Raw genomic sequence first — 19818 nt, 5'->3', positions numbered from 1 at the left:
ACTTCTATATCGGTTATCTAAAATTCAAGTTTATAACTCACATTTGTCAATGTTGTAGAACCGTCGCTAACATCAATTTTTCCAGTTTTCACATTATATTCATGTCCATAGTGTTCTTTCGCACCGGTAAAGTTAAGTCCTTTCACTGCAAACTCATGAGAGACTTTCTTCTTGTTGATGCGGTAACTCACGGTATAGTTGCCGATAAGCATGGGAGAATACTGTTTAGAAAATGCTTTCGTTTCGTCATACTGTACCTCTTTATCAGGATGATTCATCGTTGCTTCCCTGTCAATCGGAGAATACCGGTCACCTCCTTGTAAGGTCAATTTCAGATTGATGCTAAGAATATTCTGCCTGTTACGTCCCAGCATCCATTCCTTTCCAATCAGTCCGTTGATGACATAATTCCGATTAAACTTCGTATTGTACCACACACCGTCTCCGCCCCGGTAACGGGAATCGAAAAGAGAACCGGAAATCATGTAATAGAGTCCTTTTTCCAGGAAACGTTCTAAAGTGATGTCAATGCCTATATTGCGTCCTCTTCCTTTATTAACCAATGCGTCTTCCACATAGAAATCAGAGCGGTTGAGTACGGAATAAGAGCTGTCAGCCATCACAGGCACATCATGGAGAAATTGGATATAAGGTTCTATTTTCAGATTCATGCGATCGGATATTTTGTATCCAAAAGACAACATGACGTGCTGCGCTTTGGTGAAATCGAGTTCCTTGTTGACGGATTTGTCTCCTGTACTTTTCGTTTTCACAAAATAGACGTCCATTTTCTCCATACGGCTGTACATACCATAAGCCAGTGCGAAAGTTGCTTTCGGAGTAGCTTGCCATTTCAAACCAATACGGGGTTCAACAGACCACTTATTATTCAGGGTTAGAAATTGCCCGTAAATACCGGCATTGAGCGTCCAACGTTCCGTCAATCCTACAGAAGAACTATTGTAGGCAGATATCAGACTCGTATTGCCTTTTCCTTGAGATACGGTTTCCAGTGATTCGGCTTCATAAGGAGCAATGGCAAGGTTCATTTGATAGAACATGGCATTATACGTAAATCCTGTCTTATTAGTAAAACGGTTACTGAATTTACGGTTGAAAGTTGAAGTCAGTATCAAGTTGGTATGTTTCGAGTTAAGATCCATGTAGGGAGTAGATTCCAGAGAGTGGTTAAACATGGTTGCTCCTCCGTCCAGTTGTGAATAAGTACCGGCAATAGTGGTTTTCAATGATGCGTCATTGTTGAAGAAATAACGGTGGCTGATACCTCCGGCAGCCATATACTGTTTGTCTTTTGATTCGTTACGGTCGCTCATATATTCCCATTTATCCGTATTCTTTTCAAAATCACTGCCGAATTTATCAATCAGGCTGGTTCCCCAGACAGAGAATGTTCCTGCTTTCTGTGTCGGGAAATTCAGTTTGAAGTTCAAGTCCTGATAGTCCATCTTTCCGCCCTCCAAGTTCAGAAGTCCTGTTGTGGAATACCGATAATTGAAAATATAGGACGCTTTGTGCTTCTTGCTTAACGGTCCTTCGGAAGCTACATCAATTCCCATGATGCCCACTTGAAGCGTATTCTCATTCTTCTGGTTATTGCCATTGCGCAATTTCATATCAAACACACCGGATACCGCATTTCCATATTCTGCCGGAAAAGCTCCGGTAAAGAAATCGGAATTACCCAATACCTGCGAACTAAGAGATGAAAGTATTCCTCCACCCAATGTGGCAATATCCGCAAAGTGATTCGGGTTGGGAATTTCAACGTCTTCCAATCGCCATTGCAACAAATGGGGAGCATTGCCATGAATGGATATTCCATTGGAAGATACACTGGGGGCCACTCCGGCAAAGGAGGATACCAAACGGGCAGGGTCGTCAAAACCTCCGGCATAGCGGCTCGCTTCTTCCACACTCAACATACGGGCTCCGGTAGTAGCCATCTTATTCATCGCCTCCTCTTTATTGGTTCTGGCACGAATCACTACTTCATTGAGTTCGTTTACACTTTCTTTCAAAGGAATTTCCAGATAAACCTCCTTGGCGGAAGTTACCAGTATCTCTCTGAAAATACCCGGCTCATATCCCATAAAGGCTGCCTCTACCGTATGCCGTCCAACAGGAACCTGTGGTATGCTGAAACGCCCGAGACTGTCTGTTATCGTACCTGTTCCCTCTTTTTCGGATAATCTCACCGTTGCATACGGTATCGGGTGTTTTGAATCCCCGTCAATAACCATTCCCCGGATTGTCTGTACCGGCCGTCCTTTTCTCTGCGGTGTCTGACTAAACGCCACTGCGGATACCAACAAAGCAACCAACAAAAGTATCCACCCGCCATAACGATGTATTTTCCGGGTTAACTCTTCACTAAGAACTCTTTCAAAGGTTTTGAGTACTGCGCTGCATTCATCTGCGGAGATACCTGACTGAATAGATATTTTTTCTAATAATCTAGTTTTATTCATCTTCATGATTTTATTCTGTTTTTATTTCGTCACGAAGATAGAGTATAGAAGATTGCCGATTTTTGAAATGAGACGAATGCATCCCGTTCGTAGACAAAACACAAAATTGATAAGACGAAAAATCGTCCGAACTATGGAATTTCACTTAAAGAAGAACCTCTTTTTAAAAGACACATCACTTTCAGAACGATTTATATCCTCTAAAAGTGATGTGACTTTTTTTAATAGCACACGCCAACCTACCCTAAAAAGTCGGTCTTATCTTTATCCGTGATCTCCCGAATTACTTTACATGGCACTCCCGCAGCGATTACATTTTCCGGCACATCCTTAGTCACTACACTTCCTGCTCCGATTACCGAATTTCTCCCAATGGTAACACCACCCATAATATGAACGCCTGCACCAATCCAGACATTATCCTCTATTACAATCGGATGTGCATAGCAACCTCCCATAATGCGTTCCCGGGCATCAAGTGCATGATTTGCTGTGTACAATCCTACACGTGGCCCCAACAATACATTATCCCCTATTGTAATAAGATTCCCATCCAACATGATGCAATCAAAATTAGCAAAGAAGTTGTTTCCTATAGTGATATTAAATCCAAACTCACACCGGAAATTGGGTTCGAAGTGAACATTCTCCCCAATGCCTTTCAACAAATTGCGTAATAATGCTTCACGAACCTCTTTGGGTTTTCCATAAGTAGAGTTATAATCATTAGTCAGAAAAACGACTTGTTCTCTTCTCTGAACCAGTTCTGTAGACAAATCATTATACATAGTCCCCGACAACATTCTTTCATACAATTCTCTATTTTCCATATCTATATCATAATGATTGATTAAAGTCCTTTTGTAATCACCGGTAATCCGAAAAAGCCTTTTTGTAAAGTCAGTATCTTCGATGCACCTGCCTTGGCCTTATTATAAGTGGAAAGTGACACATGCAGCTCTTCCACAGCTCCATTCTCAAAAGCTACCTGCAAATAGTATTCCTTACGTATGCCATCCGAAACATAACGATGCCTGCCTACTCTACGGGTCTTCTTGTGTGTTTCTACATATTTTTTCTGTACCATCACTGTTTCTTCGTGTGTGGAAGCAGGATCGGCAAACCAATAATTACCGCCAAGAAACAAGACATAACTGATGGCACCGATGCAAGCCAAATGACACAAACAATTAATTACTTTACCATCCATGGTTGTCAGCCATATCCATTTCTTATAGAATGGGATAGTAACAAGAGCAATCAAAAGCGCCATTCCAAGAGGTATCCACCAGGCAGTCAGTGTATCTTCGTAGATAACATATCCAATGCCACACGAAGCAATAAATATCAGAAGCATCAAAAAGCGAAGTATCCTAATAAATAGAGTTTTCATCATATTTCTTTCATTTATACGCAAATATAAAAATAAGCTACTGAAAACACTGATTATTAAGAAAAATACTTGATTCAACCTACTAATTCATGATTAATCAAAAGCCTTTTGCCGATATATCAAGACCTTTTGATTTTCCATCATAACTGAAATTCATGCTTATTGTATCTCCTAATAAAATGACAGCTATACAATCATTCTTTTGTGAAAGAAAGAATATGACTAATATGTCTGGAGGATGTTCCTAATAAAATAGAATATTGACCGGAATTCACTTTCCAATCATGCGTTTCATCATCCCAGAAAGCCAAATCCTCTGGCGTTATTTCAAATTCTACAGTTTGATTCTCTCCTGAATTTAAAAATATCTTCTTAAACCTTTTCAGTTCTTTCTCGGGACGCGACACAGATGGTTGATTTTCTTTGAGATATAGCTGTATAACTTCAGCTCCTTTCTGACTTCCTGTATTTGTAATAGTCACCGAACATCTTATCATTTGGTCATTCATTTTTTTAGATGACAAACGTGGTTTAATCAATGTAAAAGTTGTATAAGAAAGCCCATACCCAAAAGGATAAAGTGGTTCTATATTTTTTGTATCATACCATCTATATCCCACTAATACACTTTCTCCATAATTCACATCATACACATTGATAAGATGCTCATTTTTAAGTTCATTATAGAGTGACGCCCCTTTAGGTAAGTATCCCCATGCCGGTGAGTCCTCAAATGTTTTTTCTATAGTCATTGGTAACTTACCAGAAGGAGTTACCTTACCTGTGATAATATCTGTAAGTGCTTCAAAACCCGATTGTCCTCCATACCACCCGTAAATCAAACCCGCCAATCGATCATTCCATGCAGACATATCAATAGCTGATCCCGTATTGAGGATAGCAATAGTATTAGGATTATTTTTAGTGACATATCGCATTAATGATTCATCTTCTTTTGGCAAAGCAAATGGACGTTCTATTGCTTCTTTATCTCGCGTACCCATACTTAGCAAAACGATGTCAGCCTCTTTTATATCAGCTACAGTAGGCTTTTCTATATAATACACTGTTCTGCCAAAAGCTCTCTGTAATGCTTCAATCAGACTTACATTATTGTAGCCGATTACTTCTGCAGCTCCATAGCCACGAGGTATTTCATATATAAACTTACCTGTCAATAATATTTTTCTATTCTTTGTTGGATCAAGTGGCAAAATATTATCTCTGTTTTTAAGTAAAACAATTCCTTCTTCTGCCACTTGTCGTGCAATTTTTTCATGCTCCTGATACTTATCAAGCAAAGACAAGTCATATTTGGACCTATCATAAAATCCCATTGCAATACAAGTAGCCAAAATAGGACGCACCATATCATCTAAATCTTTTTCTGTGATTTTTTTCTGATGGTATAAACCCAACACAGATTCTCCAAAATTATATGAACCAGGCATCTCCAAATTCTGTCCTGATTTAATAACTTTCTCCAAATTCCACACCGAATTCCAATCACTCATTACCAACCATTTAAATCCCAATTTTTCTCTAAGAATATTCTTAATAACATATGAACTTTGCCCAGCCCACTCTCCATCAATTTGGTTATACGAGGTCATTACAGACATAGCACCTGCATCTATTCCTGCCTTAAAACCAGGTAAATAGATTTCATTCATAGCTCGTTCGCTAATGATAGAATTACTCCGTTTACGATAAAATTCGGTGTTGTTCCCATAGAAATGCTTCAAACAAGCCGCTGTGCCTGTACTTTGAAGTCCCGTTACATATTGACTTACCATTTGAGATACTAAATAAGGATCTTCTCCAAAATATTCAAAGTTTCTTGCACATTGAGATTGTCGATAAATATTTAATCCAGGACCCAACAAAACTTCGATACCTCCGGCTCTACATTCCTCACCAATAGCTTTTGCATATTGGTAAGATAGATCTGGAGAAAATGTAGAGGCTAACAATATAGGAGAAGGAAAAGCTGTTGAGCGTTCCAATTGTTTCACCACATTAGGATCAGGCAAATTATTTCGGATATTTACTCCTTGTGTTGCATCCGACAAGTAAATGGGAAGTATCCCTTTCTCTTCGAATCCTTTAATAAAGAATTTATTATATCCTCTGACCATAAGTGCCTTCTCTTCTATCGTCAATCGTTCCAATAAGTCATTCGCCTTTTTATATGCCGCAGTTGCGTCCATTATTTGTTGAGCATATATCCCAATGCAACTAATAAACATAAAAACAAGTGAGATAATTTTTTTCATATTATGAAAACTCTTTAATGTAGAACTCCTCTTTATAATAGAGAAGTTCTACCTATTAATATTTAATTATTATATAATTCTTTTATTTCACTTTCTGATAATATTCTTTCGTACAAAATAAAATCATCCAGATAACCATTTAAAAAGTTTTCAGGGGCAAATGCTCCATTAGTAAAGCGATAATTACAACCAATGTAATATGGCCAATTATCAACTACTTTGTCAATAACCCCTTTCTTTTCAATAACTTTTTCTCCGTCTATATAAAGATAACTATCCCTTTTGCCATCAACTTTTTGATAAACACAAACATAATGATGCCATTCACCATCATCCATCCGTTTTCCTTCATATTCAGCCCAGTTTCCAGCCTTACCTTTATATTCTACGCAGAACACAACAGTTTTACCACTAGTATCAAGTCTGAACCAACTTTGTCTTGGGACAGGATCAGTATATGTAGCACCAGGACCAACACCTTGATGGAATATAGCATTCTTTCCAGTCATATTTGAAGTCTTCACCCAGAATGCAACAGTAAACTCACTCTCCGTATAGTGGCTCTTTAACCCTTCTTCAGGAATAGACAATATTGAATAATTTTCTTTATCTCCCTGGAAATGAGCAGCGAATCTACATTCAGCACTTTCGCCAGAAAAACGTGCCGGAGCATTATAGACATTTGCCCCAGTTCCTCCTATAAGTTCTTCAGGGTTCAATTGATTGGGACCTATATCTTTATTATCACCATCGAATGGTAAATATAACACTAGTTTTTCTGCAGAAATGACATATACGTATCCTTCTTTCTCTTTTACGGAACTGTTCACCGAGTTTTTGACCGTTAACGTCACTTTATATTTTCCAGGATTTACATACTGCACCACAGGATTCTGATCTGTTGAAACAGAAGGATTACCTCCTTCAAAAGTCCATTTCCAGTCTTCCACCATTCCCAATGTTTTATCTAAAAAGTGAATATATCCTCCGGCATATGTATTCCGGCATTGTGCTCCAAAATCTGCGGCAATCGCATTCTTATCAATAACAGTGATATAATCCACCATTACTTTATCAGAAGATGCTTTCGGATTTTTTGCCACTAATTTAACCGTATAAATTCCCGGAGAGAACATCATTTGTGGATTTTGTTCTGTTGAAGTAATAATTTCTCCACCTTCTTTAGGAGTAAAACTCCACAACCATTCATTAGGATAGCCTTTAGATAAATCTTTGAAAGATATAATATCTTCATTTGTTGCAGTAGTCTTATCTGCAGAGAAGTTGGCTGTTATCTGAGATGGGTAGTTGACAGTAATATATTGTTCTTTCACAATTTCATTAACATTGCTTCCTCGTCCAACAGACAAAATGACAGAATAAACTCCAGGTTTATTGTACACAACACTAGGACTGAATAAGACCGAAGTCTCCGGTTCTCCTCCATCAAAATGCCAGTTCCACTTAGTCGGTTCACCGATAGAAGCATCTTTGAAAGTGACACTTTCACCCATTGTGACTTCCTGAACATTCGATTCAAATGCTGCCTGTAATGATTGCAAATCATCTTCAGAACAAGCAGACAATACTATCATAACGACACACTGTAATAAATATAAAACTTTTCTTTTCATATCAGTGATATATTAAATTCATTGTATTTTATTAATTCTAATTCTCTCAAAACTAATCTTTTCGTATAGCTTTGAGCTGCCATTTTCATATAAAATTCCTATTTCATTATCAGAGAACATTACGATATCAGAATAGGCGAAGCCCCACTATATACGACATATCCTGCCGACCATGTTTTACCATTATCCGCACTTTTCTTTATACTCATATTTATGCGTGTTAAACTTATATCTGTATTCTCCTGCACATCAGAACAGGAAAATAAAAACAGTCTGAACAATATGTATTGACACCAATTCATTGTATCGATTTTATATTGACAACTTTAAAAGCCAATCCATCTGTATATCTTTTTTCTCCACCTTCATATATAAGAGCAATCTGTGAATCAGAGAGTTCAACCAAATCCGAATAACCAGAGTTTCCTTCATACACAATATATTGCCCTTTCCAACTTTTTCCACCATCAGAGCTTTTCTTAATAGTCATATTAATACGTTCTGTAGCAGAAGCTGCATTTGAGAGAAAAACAGATTGTCCTATTGATAGTATACTACCCTGACATTTACAATCTATTTGATCGTTGCTAGCTTGAGGATTAGACCACGTTATACCACCATCCTGACTAATACTATTTTTTCGGTAGAATCCTTCATCCGCTCTCATATTCAACATTAAAGTTCCCTCTCCTATTTCAGCAACAGAACATTCGCCAACACCACTAACCGGAGTTGGTTCACCTGGTTTCCATGTCTTTCCGTAATCATCAGAATAAATAATATGCGAATAACTTTTTACTTTTCCATTTTCCCTAGTAGTAAAATAGTTTGGAGCAATTAAACGTCCCCTATTGGTCCCTTTCTGAATTTGAATACCATGACAAGGTCCAGTAGCGTACCAATCCCATTTTTCTTTTTTCACAGCAGAAGTTATCTCAACAGGAGATGCCCAAGTGACACCGTCATCATCCGAATAGGTATAATACGGACGCCGAGTGTTTTCTCCGGTTCCATTGGTTATTGTTCCCCACTTATCTGTTTGATAATTCCATGTCATTAACAAATGTATTCTACCTTTATCATCAACAATCGGAACAGGATTTCCACAAGTATTCTGCCCATCATCCCATATCATTATTTGTTTACTCCATGTTTTTCCATTATCAGACGAACGCTTAACAACAAGATCTATATCTCCACTGTCTCCATTACTTCTAGCTTTTCTAGCCTCTGCAAATGCCAATAAGGTATTACTCTGCGTTTTAACAATAGCAGGTATTCTATAGACTTCATATCCGTCTACTCCCTGACTATAGACATAATCGAATTGGGATGCTGGAACTTCCTCTTCAGGTGAAGGTGGAACCGGAGTATCTTGTGAATCATCATCTTTTTGACAAGCCTGTGTAAATAGGCTCGTCATAAGAAATATACATGTCAGAATCTTATAAGTTTTCATATCCTTGGGTTTGTTTCAGATTAGGATTAATATTCATATCACTTAGTGGAATTGCGAGATATAATGGAATAATAATATTATCAATAGCTTTCTTTTTCAAGTTCGGAACTTCCTGATAGACATCTATTGTTCCACCAAAATGGAATCTGAGAAGATCAGGCCATCTTTTCCTTTCAAGATATAATTCTCTTGCACGCTCATTCAGAATCTCCTTTTCCACTACTTTTTTATCCGTACTTCCATTATAAATACCTATCTTAGCACGATCCCTGACTTTATTTAACTCAATGATAGCCTGCGGTGTCTGATTCAATGCTGCATAAGCTTCGGCCTTGAACAAATACATCTCTGCAAGTCGATAAATGATAATATCCGAATCATAGGTACGATCACCTTCTGTTTTTGTCCCCTTCATCTTATTATCGAAAATACCGATCTCATTTCCTCCCGCATCCTTAGCTATTATAAAAGACTCTTTTGTTCTAATATCAGTGGGATTAGCATAAAAAAGATCTATTAAAAAAGAGCTTGGTGCATAAGTACTGCGAGCCCCACCTTTTGCATAAGGTATTTCATCTTTATTTACTGCCTTTTCCACAAATACATCTCTTGGCTTCAAACTTTGACTATATTGGGCTTCCTTTTCATAAATCTCAAAGTGAATAGTCCATATCACTTCTTTTCCATATTTAGTACCATAAATATCGGCAAAATTGTCTTCAAAAGAAAGACCTTTACTTGCTAAATCAGCATAAGTGATAACATCTTTCAAATCCTGCTCAGAACCATTCAAGACTTTCGCTTTCCATAACAAAATATCGGCTTTCAGTGCATAACATGCCGGTTTTGAGGCTCTTCCTTTTCCATTCGTATAACTTTCTTCCGGGAAGAGATTGATTGCTGCATTCACATCACTTAGAGCCCGTTCTAAAACTTGCTCTGCCGGCTCCCTTGCTAATTTAGGCTTATTGGAACTTTCTGTCGGTTCCAGTTCTATAGGAGCATCTCCCCATATACGAGCTACACAGAAATACATATATCCCCTTATGCAATATGCTTCTGCCAACAGCCTGTTTTTATCAGATTCCACTCCAAAACTTATTCCAGGAGTATACTTTAATAACATATTACAATGCTGAATTACCGAATAATAACTTGACCAACCATATCCGTTTTGTGAAGTCAGATTCTGCGCCCACAAATTCGATGGACCACCTTCCAGACCTGTTGTAAAAGCATCTCCTCTATCTTCAAAATGAAGAGTTGAATTAGAAGTATCACGTAACTTAGTATAAATACCTATCAAATAGCTTTCTACATCCCCCTTTGTATTCCAGTACCCGTCTCCCGTTATACTTGAAACTGTATCTACATCCAACAAATTGCATGAATGTAACAAAAACAATGAAATTCCTAATAATATTGATTTAATTTGTTTCATAATTACAAGTCTTATTTAATTAGAAATTAATTTTTACTCCCATATTATATTGTCTTGGCCTTGGGTATACCCCATAATCCACTCCGGTATATATTTCAGGAAACATACCATCATATTTCTTTATATAACCTATGTTATATGCTCCAGCAAAAACTTCCACTCCACTCAATCTTATTTTTCTAACCCAAGTTGATGGTAGCATATAGCTTAAAGACACTTCTCTAAATGCCAGATAATCTCCTTTACTAAAATACAGGCTATTGTTGGTACTCCCACTTTCAGAACTGCCTATTTGATTATCCCATCTCATATGATTTCGATATTGATAATCGTAATCACTTTGAACTGTATATTTAGGATATTTCGTTCCATCATTCGCACTTTGCCAGGAATTGGTCATTGCGTCTTTTATGGCATTATTGTTATTACGTGAACTACCCATTATCTGTCCTTTAAAACCATTATCTATCACATGTCCCATAGCCCAGTCCATTACAACTCGTACAGTAAGTCCTTTATATTTGAAAGAGTTGACAATACCTCCTACCTTATCCGGTCGGATATATCCCATGAATTTCATATCTTTAGAGTCCAATTGCCCATCATTGTTCACGTCTTCAAATATGGCATCTCCTGCATGTTTCTTTCTACCTTGCGCATTAGGATCATTAGGGGCTTTAGCTGCTTCTTCTTCCGTTTGATAGGTTCCTAAATAATGAAACGCCCATCTTCCACCAAACTTTTCGCCCTCAGCAATTCCCCCAACCTTTTTAGTACCTCCTGTAGCAGGATCATAAATAAAATTACCTCCTACCCGATTTTTCTCTTCTCCATTATCCGGTAAATCTACTACGATTCCTTTATTGTAAGCAAACGTCAATGATAAATCCCATGAAAAATCTTTGGTTTGAATAGGAGTAGCATTCAACTCTATTTCTATTCCGGAGTTTCTTACTGAACCATAATTACTCTTAATCGAACTAAAGCCCGTAGAATTCCATAAAGGTTCATCATACAATCTATCAAATGTCAGTTTATTATAGTAGTCAATTAATAATCCCAATCTATTATTAAAAAATCCGAGATCGACTCCGATATCATACGATTCCGTCGTTTCCCATCGTAATTGAGAATTTTTTAATGTTGTATTTAGTATACCTACTGATCCTTGATAATTAGTATCTGTAATTTTGTACTCACCTCTTGAATTGGCAACACTCAAATTGTTATTACCCGTACGCCCCCAACTTGCACGCCATTTCCAACGACTCATAATACTTTCTAATGGCTTGAAGAAATTTTCCCTATGCATATTCCATCCAGCTGATACTCCAGGGAAAAATCCCCATTTATTATCTTCTGCAAACCGTGAAGAACCATCTGCACGCATACTGACAGAAACTATATATTTACCTTTATAATCATAGTTTACACGTCCAAAATAACTTAAAGTAGCTTCCATTGTCTTAGTAGAACTTGCTCTTTGTGTACTATCTGCCGTTGCATTTAATGTTGGAATTAAATCTATAGAAGATCCACTACCGCTTGCCGAAAGTCTGTAACTATAATCATGAGTATAACTGGCACCTGCTACAGCTCCTATATTATGCTCCTTGATTTTCTTATCATACGAAAGAACCAAATCTCCCTGCAAATGTCTGTCATAGTTATGCTTAGCTGAAGCAGGACGGATTGTATTTCCAGTCGTCTCATTATCTGCCTGAAAATAATTCTCAATACCTTCAGTTCCAAAATAATAGGCTGTTGGTTTTAAAACTAGCCCAGGTAAAATATTCCAGATTGCACCCAACTGAAAAGTTGTCCTATACACACTAGTATCATCATAATTTGTTTTATAATAAATCTCATGCAATCTACTTCTGAAAGAAGAAATACCTTCTCCGGGGGCTGGAGTTCCATCTTCATAGTACAATCTGTAGGTCGGTGGTGTTAATATACTTCGAGATATAGTATTGACTGTATTTCCACCTCCCACAGCATCTCTAACCTGCAGACTAGCTTTAGTAGACAAACTCCATGCCTCACTTAATTTATAATTTCCATTAAATAAGACACTATAATTTTTATAATTTGTACCTCTAAGTATACCATCCTGATTCAAATATCTTAAACCTACATAATAGTTAATCGCCTCTGTTCCTCCACTAATACTAAGATCAACCTCATGCTTTTGTCCTGTTGTGAAAGTTGCTTTCTGAAAGTCATTATCCTGGAAGATGAGCTGTTTTCCCGTAACAGGGTCCGCCATGGTTTGCCAGCCCTCATGTTCCAGCAGATTACTCACATAACCTTGACCATACTTTTGCAAATAAACATCCAAAAATTCAAGTGTATTTTTAGAGTTTCTCGGATTTCCTGTTGACATACCAAAAGAACCACTTAAGAATTTTGCCTGATCTTCCTTTCCATTATATGTCAAATCAGCCTGATTAAATTTCGCAATATTAGAACGGGATAATGTTATATAATCCCGTGCATTCAATAGTGGAATTCTCTGCGGTTGTTGTTCCACTCCATACGTATACCTTAAACTGACAGTAGGTTTCCCTTTCTGACCAGCTTTGGTTTTAACCAAGATTATACCATTAGCAGCTCTGGAACCATAAATAGCAGTAGAAGCAGCATCTTTCAGAACTTCTATCGATTCTATATCTGCAGGATTCATATCTGATATATTTCTAAATCCTTGTGATATTATACCATCAATAATTATTAAGGGAGTATCACTTTCAGGTGAAGTAGAACTACCTCCACGAATAAATATTTGAGGGTCTGCCCCCGGTTGTCCATTAGATATTTGTAAGGATAAACCTGGAACTTTGCCTTGTAATTGTAATAACGGATTCTGTCCTGGTGCTTTTTGAAATTCCTCTTTATTTATCTTAGAAATAGAATTTGTTATTAATGCTCTTGACTGTTTACCATAACCAATGGCAACGACTTCATCAAGTAACACAGAACTCTCTTCCAAAACAATCACAATATTTCTCCGTCCCTTAATATCAACCTCTTTTGTTTCCATTCCGACAAAAGAGACAATCAGAGTTGCATTAGGAGGAACCATTATAGAAAATTCACCGGAAGCATTGGTGATAGTACCTTTATCCATACCTTTTACGGATATTGAAACTCCTGGTAATTCAACTCCTGTCTGGTCTTGTACTACACCAGAGACCTTTATATCTTCAGAATTAATATTATTTGCTTGAATATTTGAAAATACAGATGATAAGATAAATACCATCGATAATATTAATAAATCTTTAGTATGCTTTATTGAGTTTTTCATAAAAAATAAAATTAGAATGAATAAATTATATAAGGATTAATCTTTCATATCAATCGTTTTAGGTCGCAGACAAGTGACCAAAATGACCAGCATAACAAATACCAGTATAGCAAGCAACGCAAAATCGCGTCCCAAATGTCCGGCATCCATCGACTCACCCAGAAGGCTCGTAATAATAGCTCCGGCAAATACACCACACATATTCATAATACCATAGGCAGTTGCCCTGTAACGTGCAGACACAAACTGACAGAGAATAGGCATATTATTTGCGTCAAACATACCAAAACCTATCCCAAACAGCATAGCCCCCATCACCAGTGCGAAAATAGAATGACCATATCCGATAAACAACAAGGAAGGTATGATAAGCCCCAAACCCATAGCACCAGTATATACTCTTCCACGTACATTTTTTAATACCCAACGGTCGGATATATATCCACCTGCCAACACACCGAATAATGAGGACAAAGCTATAGAAATAGTAGACATAGGACCTGCTACCGAAATATCAATAGATAAGCTGTCAGAGAAAAGAGTCGGTAACCAGTTCTTTGCCGCCCATCCCGGGGTGCCCGGTACACAGAAATAAAATAAGATAATCCAGAAAAAGACATTGGAAAATAACATTCCCAAACTCTTCAATACAGGAATCTTTTTCATCTTCTGATTTTCAGATACACTTCCTCTCTCTTTATCACGCAGAAGAAATGCCAGAATAACACCATAACCCACACCTATAATACCAAACCAATGGAATGTTGTATGCCAGGAATAGATTGCTGCAAAAGTAGCTCCAAATCCACCGATAGCCTGTCCCACATACAACCCTGTCATATGTATTCCCACAGCCAACGAACGAGTCTTATCTTTATGAAAATCGGCAATCAATGACAAAGCAGCAGGTAAATACAACGCTTCACTAATTCCCATAATTCCACGCAACCAGTAGAGTTGATTGAAAGTGGTGGCATATCCCATCAAGTAAGTAACTCCTGACCACACACACAGACTACCTACAATCAACCATTTGCGGCTCATACGATCACCGACAATCCCCGATAAAGGACTCATCAGTCCGTATACCCACAAGAATACAGCCATCAGGCGACCGAAATTGGCTGCTGATTCCAATTCCCGCACATCCTCCATCATTGGAATTCGCATAGTGGAAAGCATTTGCCTGTCCATATAATTCAACAAGGCAACACCCCACAGCAGCCCAACCACTACCCAAGGATATATATTTGAAGTTTTATTATTCATGTCCGTTTACTTTAAAATCTCTATTAAATTGATTTTTATAAAAGCTAAATCCGACTGACTACTCTCATATAATATACCTATTGAATTTTCATCTATGGATGTAATGCAGGAATATCCAGTACTACGATATTGGTCGAAAAGAATCCAATGTTCTTCCGGCCAAGTCATTCCATCATCAAAACTAACTTTTAAAGTCAGATTATCTCTTGTCCCATAATTATTCGGATTTACAAACAGAAGCATGCTTTTCTTCTTTCCTTCTTCCATATACTCATGTCGATGCAGACTTGCCATACAAGTAGGTTCTACGAGTGCTCTCCGTGAAGTTGGATGTTCTTTCCAACTTTCTCCCAGATCAATAGTTGTGCAGATTCTACGACCGTTCACGTCTTTATTTCCTCTGTTCCGGTTATCACGCATGTTCAACATCAAGGCGCCGTCACCCAATTGTACGACACTACATTCCGTAACATCCTGATATGCAGGATTACTGGTCACCCACGTCTTTCCATGATCTTTACTATACGTAATATTCGAGAAAGGAAGCCCGTTTTCGTCACGTCCTTGTGTAGGAAATACCAACGTTCCGTCTGTCAACGTAATTCCCTGTCCGGGTGCAGGTGCAAATAACCACCATTCAGGGCGTTTCGTCTTTGAGGTTATATTATCCGGAAAGCCCCAGCTAAGACCATCATCCGTACTTTTTGCTATCATAAACTGGGAAGTTTCTTTTAGCCCTGTTCCTGGTTGAGAACCTCTACCTTTCCATTGATGTGTCCAGTTCGTACTGTTTTCATTCAGACCTTCTATCCACTTTCCGTCTTTATCCAGCAGACCGTGCATCCATAATCCGGCTACATAAATATCACCAGTATTTTTATCTACTAAAATACAGGCATCACTCACTCCATTGTATTTCTGTGGTAAACCTCCCCATTCCCTCATATCCAAAACAGTTTGAATGGGTTGCCAAGTTACTCCCTTATCTGTACTACGATGAAGAGCAATATCTATATTTCCCTGCAAATCACGAGGATAATCATAGCGGGCATCAAAAATGGCCAATAAAGTGCCTTTATTACTAGTAGCTAATCCTGGAATACGTGATGAGATACATCCATCCTGTCCTTTCTGTCGTACAGCTACTCCTACTCGTAAAGGTTTACTTGTTTTATCCAAAATTTTCAGATTGCCTTTCGTGGTTTTCACCCGGTTACAATTAACCTGAACACGATGATCCAGTGAAACCGTATCTTTCAATGTTACGGCTACCCAAAAAGACAAAGAATCCTGATTAACCTGCACTTCATTAGTAAATGACATTTTTTGTGTAGCGGGAAGTGCATTACAAAGTAAACGAGACGTATCTATCAGTCCATTCTTCTTCGCACCATATATGGCAACAGAAACAATATCTGCCACATTCGTGCTCCCCAATAAATCCAGATCTATTTGCCGGATAACATAAGGTTGATTATCTGTCCTGATTAAAGTTATCTTCATTACAGGATTTGCCGGTTTCTTTACCAACACAGGAATAACAGGTCTCTCCAGTATCCATTTTATGTCTTTACCTAAAGATGTGACTGGTGACACCAATAACAAAATCATCGAAAATATGATAAATATTTTCTTACTTACTTTCATAGTATCTTTATTTTAGGTAATTTTGAACGCATTTAACTAGATTGGAGGGGATAGACAGAAAGTAAAGTAGCTTACCCCAGCAATACACTTTTACTGTCATCTCCTCTTTATTATTTTCAGAATTCAAAGAATTTTATAGCGTCCAAATCACCTCTTAGTTTTTCATATTCATCAACAGAAAAAGGTTTTATCGGCAACCGGCAAGAACCGCAATCAATACCTATCAGCTTCATAATCGCTTTGCCACCGCGCACTCCGCCACCATATTTAATAATAACCTCCACGGTACGTATGGATTTTATCTGATTGTGGCGAGCCGTTTCCAAATCGTTCATTTTCATTGAATCAAAAATAGCCTGATAGACATTAGGTATATAATTATACGTACTTCCAACTCCTGCTACAGCTCCCATAGCCAAGCCGGAAATAAGAATTTCATCATAACCATGCAATACTTCAAACCGATGTTGCTCCAACTCTATGCAAACTCCCATCTCCATCAGGTTATTATGAGTAAACTTAGTACCCACCAGATTAGGTATTTTCTTTTTCCCTTCTACCAAAAACTTATCCACCGGCAAATTAACCCCTGTAATCGATGGCATATTATAATAATAGAAAGGTAAGCCAGCAGCAGAGTGGCAAATAGGTGCAAAAAAATCAACTAATTCATCTACTGTTCCCGGTTTAAAAAAAGAGGGAGCAATTGAAGCAATAGCATCGGCCCCTACTTGTGCAGCATGACGTGCCAGTTCCATTGCACTTCGTTGACAGTTTGAGCCTACATGAGCTATGACCTTGAATCGCTTACGGGCAGAAACGAGCCATTTTTCAAGAATTAATTTACGCTCATCGATCGTCAATGAAGAAAATTCACCGGTTGTGCCGCACACAAATACCCCTTTGATAGGAGTCGATGCTATCCAATCAGCATATTTATCAATAACAGATAAATTTACGTCCCCATTCTCATCCAATGGGGTGAAGGTGGCCGCAACCATACCTTCCAGTTTTTCATAATTGTTCATAGTGCATTTAATTAGATTGTTATTTTACTTTATTTTCAGAAAGTTCCTTTCAAAATTAAGGGAGTTCGTATACCAGGTTGTATTTCACCGCTTACCACGTAAACGTCATTCCCCATATAAACCGCATTTGTCGTAACAGGAATAGGATAAGGGCAGTCTAAAGAATCCACCAAAGAATTTGTTTCTGTACTGATGACTCGTAGCTTACGGCTAAATCCCGGATGCTCGGGAGATGTAGGTAGTATTTCTTCAACTCCTCCCAGTAGTATTATCTTGTCTTTTTCATATGGAATAGCAGTCCCCGCCATTACAGGAAAATTACCAGCTATTTTGCTCCATTTCCTGCTACCTGGTTCATATACGTACCCCTCCGTATATTCTACCATCACTTCATTCGGAGCATAACTCCTTCCACTAAAAAGATAGAATCGTCCTCCCTGAACTACACTCACCGCATAGGCGAGCGATGGTCCCTCCCAACCGGGCATCTTCTGCCATCCTTTTTCTTTATGCAATAAATCAAGCATATAAAAATGATTGGTCGACTGTTCATTTGTCATAGTTTCCTGCCCCCCAGCAATATAAATACAGTTATCCCCAATAGCCCCCGTTGCATTTGCCAACGGAACCGGTAAAGCCGGATAACTAACAGAATCTACTACAAATGAAACGCCCTCTTTTTTTATGAGAAAAACTTTATCGCTACATTGCATACGATCGCATCCTCCAATACATAATAACCCTTCCGGCAAGCATATCGAAACTCCATAAGCTAATGGGCTGTTAAGGAAATCATCATAAACAGTCCACTTATCCATGTGCAGATCATAACTATATAAAGTAGACCACCAAGTTTTAACTCCTCCCTCCCAAGGATATTTATCAGGAAAGTTGGCTCCTCCCAGCACTAGTAATTTATCCTCTACTATTCCTGAGTATGCACCAGCCAATCCAACGTTTTTCAGCATACCGGTACATCCCGGAAGTAACAATGAGTTTTCCCATTGCATTACTATCTTATTTTCTCCTTTTCTCGAACAAGCCGTATTCATATATGATAAAATTAAAGATAAATATAAAATAAAAAAATACTGTTTTCTCATATACTATCTATCCTTTCTTCTTCGTTTTTCTCTGCCATCAATTCCAGACTCCGGTTCACTTTAAAAATCTTATAAACCTCAAAATGTCTTTCAATGGCATCACGATAGCCTTTCTCATCTCCTTTTCTTATAAAATCCAATAAATCAGCATGAGTAGCTATTCTGCCGCTTTTACTCATCTCTATATTTATAGGTTTTAAGTAGTCTTTGAACTTTTCTTTCACATAGACAAGTATAGGATGAATGATTTCCTGAAATTCAGATATTATTTTATTTCCCGTAATTTTGTATAGTTTTGTATGAAAAGCCGATTCGCTGATTAACGCATACTCGTTATTCTCGAAAACAATTCCCATTTTCACAATCTCGCTCAATTCCTCAATATCTTTAGGAGTTATCTTACGGAAAATATCACTTGATATTCCTATTTCAAGTGCGATTCTGAAATCCAATAAATCCAAAATTGTTTCTTCACTCAAAACACGAGGATCTATCACTCTTTTCATTCCACCTAAAATGGAAGGTTCAGTCAAAACCATTCCCTTACGAGGGCGCGCATGAATCAGTCCCATCATTTTCAAACGGCTCAAAGCTTCTCTGACAACACTTCTTGCAACTCCTAATTCTGCGGCCAGATTATTCTCATTGGGAATAGAATCTCCACATCTCAAATCATTCTTTTTAAAGTAGGTAAGTAAGCTGTCTTCTACCTGATCGATCAATGTTGTTTGATTAATTTCTATCTTCATATTATTAGATTTTACCATTT

The 19818-nt window shown here is 37.9% G+C and carries 13 protein-coding genes; all 13 read right to left on the bottom strand.

Annotation, left to right across the window (positions count from 1 at the left end):
• Window positions 1-17 precede the first annotated feature (17 nt).
• Window positions 18-2495, bottom strand: a complete 2478-nt coding sequence (locus KSX81_RS19825; RefSeq protein WP_217725645.1) for a TonB-dependent receptor — start codon at window positions 2493-2495, stop codon at window positions 18-20.
• A gap of 233 nt (window positions 2496-2728) precedes the next feature.
• Window positions 2729-3319: a sugar O-acetyltransferase gene (locus tag KSX81_RS19820; RefSeq protein ID WP_004300595.1), complete on the bottom strand. Its 591-nt coding sequence runs from the start codon at window positions 3317-3319 to the stop codon at window positions 2729-2731.
• A 20-nt stretch (window positions 3320-3339) separates the two neighbouring features.
• The gene (locus KSX81_RS19815; RefSeq protein WP_004300596.1) at window positions 3340-3885 is read right to left on the bottom strand and encodes a DUF2500 family protein; all 546 of its coding nucleotides are present in this window, start codon (window positions 3883-3885) and stop codon (window positions 3340-3342) included.
• A gap of 191 nt (window positions 3886-4076) precedes the next feature.
• Window positions 4077-6158, bottom strand: coding sequence for a beta-glucosidase (locus KSX81_RS19810; RefSeq protein ID WP_004300597.1), 2082 nt, complete (start codon window positions 6156-6158; stop codon window positions 4077-4079).
• Window positions 6159-6220: 62 nt separating this feature from the next.
• Window positions 6221-7792 (bottom strand): PKD domain-containing protein, encoded by a 1572-nt coding sequence (locus KSX81_RS19805; RefSeq protein ID WP_004300598.1) that lies wholly within the window; start codon window positions 7790-7792, stop codon window positions 6221-6223.
• A 298-nt stretch (window positions 7793-8090) separates the two neighbouring features.
• A complete protein-coding gene (locus KSX81_RS19800) occupies window positions 8091-9251 on the bottom strand; it encodes a sialidase family protein (RefSeq protein WP_004300600.1) in 1161 nt (386 codons plus the stop codon).
• Entirely contained in the window at window positions 9238-10692 is a 1455-nt protein-coding gene (locus KSX81_RS19795) for a RagB/SusD family nutrient uptake outer membrane protein (protein WP_004300601.1), read from the bottom strand. Before KSX81_RS19795 ends, KSX81_RS19800 begins: the two co-directional genes overlap by 14 nt.
• 19 nt (window positions 10693-10711) lie before the next feature.
• A complete protein-coding gene (locus KSX81_RS19790; RefSeq protein WP_004300602.1) occupies window positions 10712-14002 on the bottom strand; it encodes a SusC/RagA family TonB-linked outer membrane protein in 3291 nt (1096 codons plus the stop codon).
• Window positions 14003-14038: 36 nt separating this feature from the next.
• Complete coding sequence (locus tag KSX81_RS19785; protein WP_004300603.1) at window positions 14039-15271, bottom strand: MFS transporter; 1233 nt, start codon at window positions 15269-15271, stop codon at window positions 14039-14041.
• Between the two features lie 6 nt (window positions 15272-15277).
• On the bottom strand, window positions 15278-16918 hold the full coding sequence (locus KSX81_RS19780; protein ID WP_004300604.1) for a sialidase family protein: 1641 nt from the start codon (window positions 16916-16918) through the stop codon (window positions 15278-15280).
• A 116-nt stretch (window positions 16919-17034) separates the two neighbouring features.
• On the bottom strand, window positions 17035-17946 hold the full coding sequence (locus KSX81_RS19775) for a dihydrodipicolinate synthase family protein (RefSeq protein ID WP_004300605.1): 912 nt from the start codon (window positions 17944-17946) through the stop codon (window positions 17035-17037).
• 35 nt (window positions 17947-17981) lie between these two features.
• Window positions 17982-18998 carry a hypothetical protein gene (locus tag KSX81_RS19770; RefSeq protein WP_004321345.1) on the bottom strand — a complete coding sequence of 339 codons (1017 nt, stop codon included), beginning with the start codon at window positions 18996-18998 and terminating at the stop codon, window positions 17982-17984.
• Between the two features lie 47 nt (window positions 18999-19045).
• Window positions 19046-19798, bottom strand: a complete 753-nt coding sequence (locus KSX81_RS19765) for a FadR/GntR family transcriptional regulator (RefSeq protein ID WP_004304171.1) — start codon at window positions 19796-19798, stop codon at window positions 19046-19048.
• Window positions 19799-19818 lie beyond the last annotated feature (20 nt).

Origin of the sequence: Bacteroides sp. MSK.18.37 (assembly GCF_019129155.2) — a bacterium.
Lineage (GTDB): Bacteria > Bacteroidota > Bacteroidia > Bacteroidales > Bacteroidaceae > Bacteroides > Bacteroides ovatus.
The sequence above is the reverse complement of the archived record's forward strand: the minus strand, read 5'-3'. Positions and strand labels throughout refer to the sequence as shown.

Excerpts from the sequence above, each read along its gene's own strand:
- KSX81_RS19820 (WP_004300595.1), bottom strand. The coding sequence starts at position 3,319 with ATGGAAAATAGAGAATTGTATGAAAGAATGTTGTCGGGGACTATGTAT.
- KSX81_RS19800 (WP_004300600.1), bottom strand. The coding sequence starts at position 9,251 with ATGAAAACTTATAAGATTCTGACATGTATATTTCTTATGACGAGCCTA.
- KSX81_RS19795 (WP_004300601.1), bottom strand. The coding sequence starts at position 10,692 with ATGAAACAAATTAAATCAATATTATTAGGAATTTCATTGTTTTTGTTA.
- KSX81_RS19770 (WP_004321345.1), bottom strand. The coding sequence starts at position 18,998 with ATGAATACGGCTTGTTCGAGAAAAGGAGAAAATAAGATAGTAATGCAA.
- KSX81_RS19825 (WP_217725645.1), bottom strand. The coding sequence starts at position 2,495 with ATGAAGATGAATAAAACTAGATTATTAGAAAAAATATCTATTCAGTCA.
- KSX81_RS19785 (WP_004300603.1), bottom strand. The coding sequence starts at position 15,271 with ATGAATAATAAAACTTCAAATATATATCCTTGGGTAGTGGTTGGGCTG.
- KSX81_RS19790 (WP_004300602.1), bottom strand. The coding sequence starts at position 14,002 with ATGAAAAACTCAATAAAGCATACTAAAGATTTATTAATATTATCGATG.
- KSX81_RS19810 (WP_004300597.1), bottom strand. The coding sequence starts at position 6,158 with ATGAAAAAAATTATCTCACTTGTTTTTATGTTTATTAGTTGCATTGGG.
- KSX81_RS19765 (WP_004304171.1), bottom strand. The coding sequence starts at position 19,798 with ATGAAGATAGAAATTAATCAAACAACATTGATCGATCAGGTAGAAGAC.
- KSX81_RS19805 (WP_004300598.1), bottom strand. The coding sequence starts at position 7,792 with ATGAAAAGAAAAGTTTTATATTTATTACAGTGTGTCGTTATGATAGTA.
- KSX81_RS19815 (WP_004300596.1), bottom strand. The coding sequence starts at position 3,885 with ATGATGAAAACTCTATTTATTAGGATACTTCGCTTTTTGATGCTTCTG.
- KSX81_RS19775 (WP_004300605.1), bottom strand. The coding sequence starts at position 17,946 with ATGAACAATTATGAAAAACTGGAAGGTATGGTTGCGGCCACCTTCACC.
- KSX81_RS19780 (WP_004300604.1), bottom strand. The coding sequence starts at position 16,918 with ATGAAAGTAAGTAAGAAAATATTTATCATATTTTCGATGATTTTGTTA.